We start from the raw sequence: 4,796 nt of genomic DNA, 5'->3' as shown, positions 1-4,796 counted from the left end.
GTCACCGCGACCGTGCTGGAACTGACCGCCGCGGTCCGCAAGCACCCGGTGGAGTGCGGCGACCTCGACCAGGACGAGCTGCTGGAGCTTCAACCGCCCCCGGCCTGCGTGCCGCTCGGCAGCCCGCCGCGCCGCCCGGCCGCCGGAGCGGCCACGGGATCCGCTCCCGCTGTCGCTGCCGGCGCCGCCTCCGCTCGCCGGGAGGATGGTCGTCCTGTCGTCGCTGTTCACGTGGCCACGCTTTCTGTTCCGGGTCGACCGGTCGGTGTCGACACTGGGGAGACCTCCCGGCGGGGCTCCGATAACAGAAATTCCGAACGAATGTCCGGCGGTCGGGCCGCGGCCTCAGCCGATCGGGGCCTCCGGAGCCATGTCGTAGGTGAGGAACCTGGTCCGGGTGGCGACCTGGTCGTACTTGCCGCGGGCCCGGTAATTGTCCTCGGAGGTGATCCAGCGGACGGTGTTCCACCCGCGTTCCGCCGCGATTTCCCGCAGGCGGCCCAACAGCGCGTCCACCGCCCCGCCGCCCCGGACCTCCGGCGCGACGAACAGATCGTCCAGGAAGCACCCGACGGCGCCGTGCAGCGGCCGGGAGAACGGCCGGTAGTGCGCGAGCCCGACCGGCCTGCCGTCCCCGTCCCGGGCCAGCAGCCCCGCCAGCTCGTGCCCCGGATCCATCAGCCAGGACCACACCAGCTCGGCCTTCTCCTCCGGGATCGGCACCCGGTAGAACTCGCAGTACCCACGGAAGAGTTCACGCCAGGCGGCGTAGTCACCGGCCTCGGGGGCGCCGACGCTCCAGCGGGTCGCGGGGGTCTCACTCATCTCGGTCTCCATCGCTCAGGGGTCGGTGCGAGCCCTCAGCATGACGCCCCGTCGACCCGCCGCCGATCACCCTCCCGGCCAAGACCACCCACCCCCCTACGCCACTCCGGCACCTTGCCGAACCCGCACGGGCCACCACCCACCTGTGCACCCGCCCGGCGAACCCGCCGGTGGCCCGGCCCGCCCGGCCGCGCCCCTGCGGTGGGCGCCGGGGCGGCGCGGCCGGCCGTCGTCAGGATGCGGGCGACGACGGGGCTGCCGGCCGGACACCTACGGGAGCTGAGGCCGATGATCTGGCCGGTCCCGGGCCCCGTCCTGCGGAAGTCGACGTGGGCCGCTTCGACGGCTTCGGGGTACGCCTGGCGCCCTTCCCGCGCCCGGCGGGCGCCCGGTGGATGCGGGCCAGGCCGGGGTTCCGGCCGTTGCGCTTGCCGGTGGGGATGCTCAGGTCGGGGCGGATCTGCTCGACGGACTCGCCCGCTGCCCGGCGCCGCAGCACAGGTGCAGCATGTCGTCGGTGATGACGGGCAGCCGGCCGCCGCGCTTGCCCGTGCGGGCGGCGGCGTCGGGCCCTTCCAGGGGGCTTCGCGGATGATCTCGCGCTCGGGCTCGGCCATGGCGGCGAAGCGCCCGAGGAGCATCCGGCCGGGGGCCGGACGGGTCGCGGATGCCGGGCAGCGGGCCGGGCAGCATCTCCAGGAGCAGGCCGTGGGCGGTGAGGTGGTCGGCCGGTGCGGTGAGTTCAGCGGCGTCGCGGCACGCGGCAGTGCGGGGCGTGGGCCTGATCTCGCGGGCGAGGGTCAGCGCGGCGTCGAACCGGGGTGCTACCCGGTGCAGGGGGCCGGGCCGTGTCCGGCGGCCGTTTGCGATCGTGCTCCCGGGGAGGATCGTTCTCGAGGGAACGTGGTGCCGGACGTCACGTGTTCGACGGCGCGGGGCGCATGCCTTCGAGCAGGGTGTCGAGGTAGCGGTGGGCGGTTTCGGTCCGGTCGGCGGGTGTGCCGCCGTGGACGTTCACGGCGTGGGCGATGCCGCACATGAGCGGGACCAGGTCGTGGGCGGCGAGGTCGGGGCGGACGGCTCCGGCGGCGCGGGCCCGGTCGAGGAGCGCGGTGCCGGCCGATGCGAGCGACTCCTTGAGTTCCGTGGTCCGCGGCAGGGCGTCCACCGCGGCGGCGGCGACCGGAGGCAGCGCGGCGTCGGTGAGCTGTGCCCGGAGGACGCCGGAGAGGAAGCCCTCCAGGGCCCGCCGGGGGTCGGCGTCGGCCAGGGCCTGCTCGCCGTGGGTGGCGAGGGCTTCGAGGCAGGGGGCGGCGACGGTCTCCAGCAGCGCCTCGGGGGTGGGGAAGTGCCGGTAGACGGTGGCGACCCCGAGGCCGGCCCGGCGTGCGATGTCGTTGAGCTGCAGGGGGGTGCCCTGGTCGACCAGGTCGCGGGCGATCGCGACGATCCGCTCCCAGTTGCGGGCGGCGTCCTTGCGCAGCGGTGTGGTCGTCATGGGGGAAGTGTTCCAGGTTGCTCGTCGTGGTTCGCGGGCTGGTCAGGTGATCATATGCGGGCCTTCCCTGGTGGGCTGTGGCTCCGGGCGGTGGGCGGGCCGCCTGGCCCGCCCACCGCAGGGGGTCAGCGCGCGTCGTCCTGCTCGGCGAGGAAGCCGGTGATGGTCTCCCGCCACCGGTCCGGCTGTTCCAGGAACGGCAGGTGCCCGGTGGCGAGCTCCGCGGTCCGCGCACCCGGGACGGCGGCGGCCGGTTCGTACCGCACCGGGGCGCTGACGGTCAGCCGCGCCAGGTACTGGGCGAGGATGAGGTGCTGTCCGGCGTCGTGGAGCTGCTGCCGGATCGCGGCGGCCGGCTCGGTGCGGGTGTCCAGGCGGGCGAAGGCCGCGCTCAGCACCAGTGCGGTGATCCGCTGCGGGTGGCGCGCGGCGACGCGGAGGGCGACCGTGCCGCCCAGCGAGTACCCCCAGACGGCGAAGGTGTCGAGTCCTTCCGCGTCCGCTGCGGCGACGAGCCGGTCCGCCAGGTCGTCGAGCTCCAGGGGTGCGGCGGAGGCCGGGGTGGCGCCCGAGCCGGGGTGGTCGACGCCGACGACGGTGTGCCGGGCGGCGAGGCCGTCCATGATCGGCCCGAAGTCGGCCGCGCTGCTGCCGCCCGCGCCGTGGGCGAGGAGGAGGCCGGGACCGGAGCCGTGCACGGTGCGGGCGTAGCGGGCTGGGACGGCGTGGGTCATGGCGGTGTCCTCAGGCGGAAGGGGGTGCATGGTCGGCGCCGGTCGGGCGGTCGGCGTCGGGCCCGGGCCCGTCCGCGGTACTCAGGTGTCCGCTCGGGCGGCCACGGGTGCGTGGGCCTGGCTGAGCCTGCACACGGCCTCGGCGACGCGGGGGTCGGTCGCGGCGCGGAACGGGGCGACGGGCTCGGCCTGGGGGCCGATGACGAGGCCGGTCCGGCCGGTCAGCGCGGGGTCGGTGGCGGCGGTGATCGACGGCCGGGCGGCCACGGAGGCGGGGCCGGAGGTGGAGCGTTCGAACCGGCGGCGCACCAGCGGCCACAGCAGGCGCAGCGGCGGGGAGACGATCTTCGGGTCGGCCAGGGTGCCGTTGGTCATGTCGGTCGCGGCGCCACCGGGATCGGCGGCGAAGACCGACACGCCCGTCCCCTCCAGCCGCCTCGCCAGGTCGAGCGTGTAGGCGAGGTTGGCGAGCTTGGCGCGTCCGTACCAGTGGAAGCCGTAGTAGCCGCCCGGCGGCTCGACGGCGTCGAACGCCCGCCGGGCGAGGCCGACCGCGGCCGAGGTCACGTTCACGACCCGGCTGGGCGCCCCGGCCGTGAGCGTGGGCAGCAGCAGCTCGGTCAGCAGGTACGGCGAGAGGTGGTTGACGACGAACGACGCCTCGACGCCGTCGATGTGCTGCCGCCGGGCGAACATCGCCCCGACGTTGTTGACCAGCACCGTCAAGGGCTCCCCCGACGCGGCGTGCTCGGCGGCGATCGCGTCGGCCAGCGCGCGGACCTGGTCGAGCGAGGCCAGGTCGGCGGAGCGGAACCGGCCGGGGTGCGCGGGTCGGGCCGCGTTGATCCGCGCGACCGCCCGGGCTCCGCGGTCGGCGTCGCGTCCGACCACGGTGACGGCGAACCCCGCGGCGGCCAGCCCCAGCGCCGTCTCCAGGCCGATGCCGCCGGTGCCGGCCGTGACCACGGCTGTCTTCGTCATGAGCTCCTCCACTCCAATAATCGGATAGGTCATCCGGTTGAGTGGGACGATAGCACAAACGGATGATCTATCCGATTGAGGGTTTCGGTCGGCCCCGGCCGTCGATCGCCGAGCGCCTCCGCTCGTGCGGCGGTCGGGGCGGGGGCTGATGCTGAGGGGGGAGGTGGGTGGTGTGGCGGGGTTGTCGCGGTTGGCGTCGGTGTCGCGGGAGGTGGCTGCGGAGGCGGGGCGGCGGGCCAAGACGGAGCTGCTGGCCGGCTGCCTGCGCGGCCTGGGACCGGTGGACGGGCCGGCCGCGGTGGCACTGCTGTCCGGGGAGTCGCAGCGGCTGCGGACCGGGATCGGGCCGGCGGCGCTGCGGGGGTTGCCGGAGCCGGCGGCGGAGGCGTCGCTCGGGGTGCGGGAGGTGGAGCGCGAGCTGGAGCGGATCGCCGGCGTGCACGGCGCGGGGGCGCAGGCGGAGCGGCGGCGGCTGCTGCACGGGCTGTTCGCGCGGGCGACCGCGGTGGAGCAGGCGTTCCTGCGCGCGGTGCTGGTCGGGGACCTGCGGCAGGGGGCGCTGGACGCGGTGGTCGGGGACGCCGTCGCGCAGGCGGCCGGGGTGCCGGCGGCCGCGGTGCGGCGGGCGCTGATGTTCCGCGGGTCGGCCCGCGCGGTGGCGCAGGCGGCGCTGACCGGCGGGGAGGCGGCGCTTCGGGTCCCAGGACACCACCGGGGTGTTCGCCCGGCTCGGCGACTCGTCCCGGCGCAGTCCCGTC

At 75.8% G+C, this 4,796-nt stretch carries 4 protein-coding genes and 2 pseudogenes; 1 reads left to right on the top strand and 5 read right to left on the bottom strand.

Annotated features, from left to right (window positions below; translation table 11 throughout):
* Positions 1–345: 345 nt before the first annotated feature.
* From ABZW03_RS37385 to ABZW03_RS37370, 4 genes are all read right to left on the bottom strand, one after another.
* Entirely contained in the window at positions 346–825 is a 480-nt protein-coding gene (locus ABZW03_RS37385; RefSeq protein WP_355268818.1) for a GNAT family N-acetyltransferase, read from the bottom strand.
* A 916-nt stretch (positions 826–1,741) separates the two neighbouring features.
* On the bottom strand, positions 1,742–2,323 hold the full coding sequence (locus ABZW03_RS37380) for a TetR/AcrR family transcriptional regulator (protein ID WP_355268816.1): 582 nt from the start codon (positions 2,321–2,323) through the stop codon (positions 1,742–1,744).
* A gap of 125 nt (positions 2,324–2,448) precedes the next feature.
* On the bottom strand, positions 2,449–3,057 hold the full coding sequence (locus ABZW03_RS37375; RefSeq protein WP_355268814.1) for an alpha/beta fold hydrolase: 609 nt from the start codon (positions 3,055–3,057) through the stop codon (positions 2,449–2,451).
* Positions 3,058–3,138: 81 nt separating this feature from the next.
* The gene (locus tag ABZW03_RS37370) at positions 3,139–4,038 is read right to left on the bottom strand and encodes an SDR family NAD(P)-dependent oxidoreductase (protein WP_355268812.1); all 900 of its coding nucleotides are present in this window, start codon (positions 4,036–4,038) and stop codon (positions 3,139–3,141) included.
* Between the two features lie 148 nt (positions 4,039–4,186).
* On the opposite strand from ABZW03_RS37370, the pseudogene ABZW03_RS37365 reads away from it, so the two are divergent.
* Positions 4,187–4,567, top strand: a pseudogene (locus ABZW03_RS37365) (ATP-dependent DNA ligase); the annotation flags it as partial.
* A 156-nt stretch (positions 4,568–4,723) separates the two neighbouring features.
* Here ABZW03_RS37365 and ABZW03_RS37360 read toward each other — a convergent pair.
* Positions 4,724–4,796 (bottom strand): annotated as a pseudogene (locus ABZW03_RS37360) (phosphoadenylyl-sulfate reductase); the annotation flags it as partial.

The organism is Kitasatospora sp. NPDC004799 (assembly GCF_040609095.1).
Taxonomy (GTDB): Bacteria; Actinomycetota; Actinomycetes; order Streptomycetales; family Streptomycetaceae; genus Kitasatospora.
This window is presented reverse-complemented; position numbering and strand designations above follow the sequence as displayed.

Coding starts and splice junctions, on each gene's coding strand:
- ABZW03_RS37385 (WP_355268818.1), bottom strand. CDS start 825: ATGAGTGAGACCCCCGCGACCCGCTGGAGCGTCGGCGCCCCCGAGGCC.
- ABZW03_RS37380 (WP_355268816.1), bottom strand. CDS start 2,323: ATGACGACCACACCGCTGCGCAAGGACGCCGCCCGCAACTGGGAGCGG.
- ABZW03_RS37375 (WP_355268814.1), bottom strand. CDS start 3,057: ATGACCCACGCCGTCCCAGCCCGCTACGCCCGCACCGTGCACGGCTCC.
- ABZW03_RS37370 (WP_355268812.1), bottom strand. CDS start 4,038: ATGACGAAGACAGCCGTGGTCACGGCCGGCACCGGCGGCATCGGCCTG.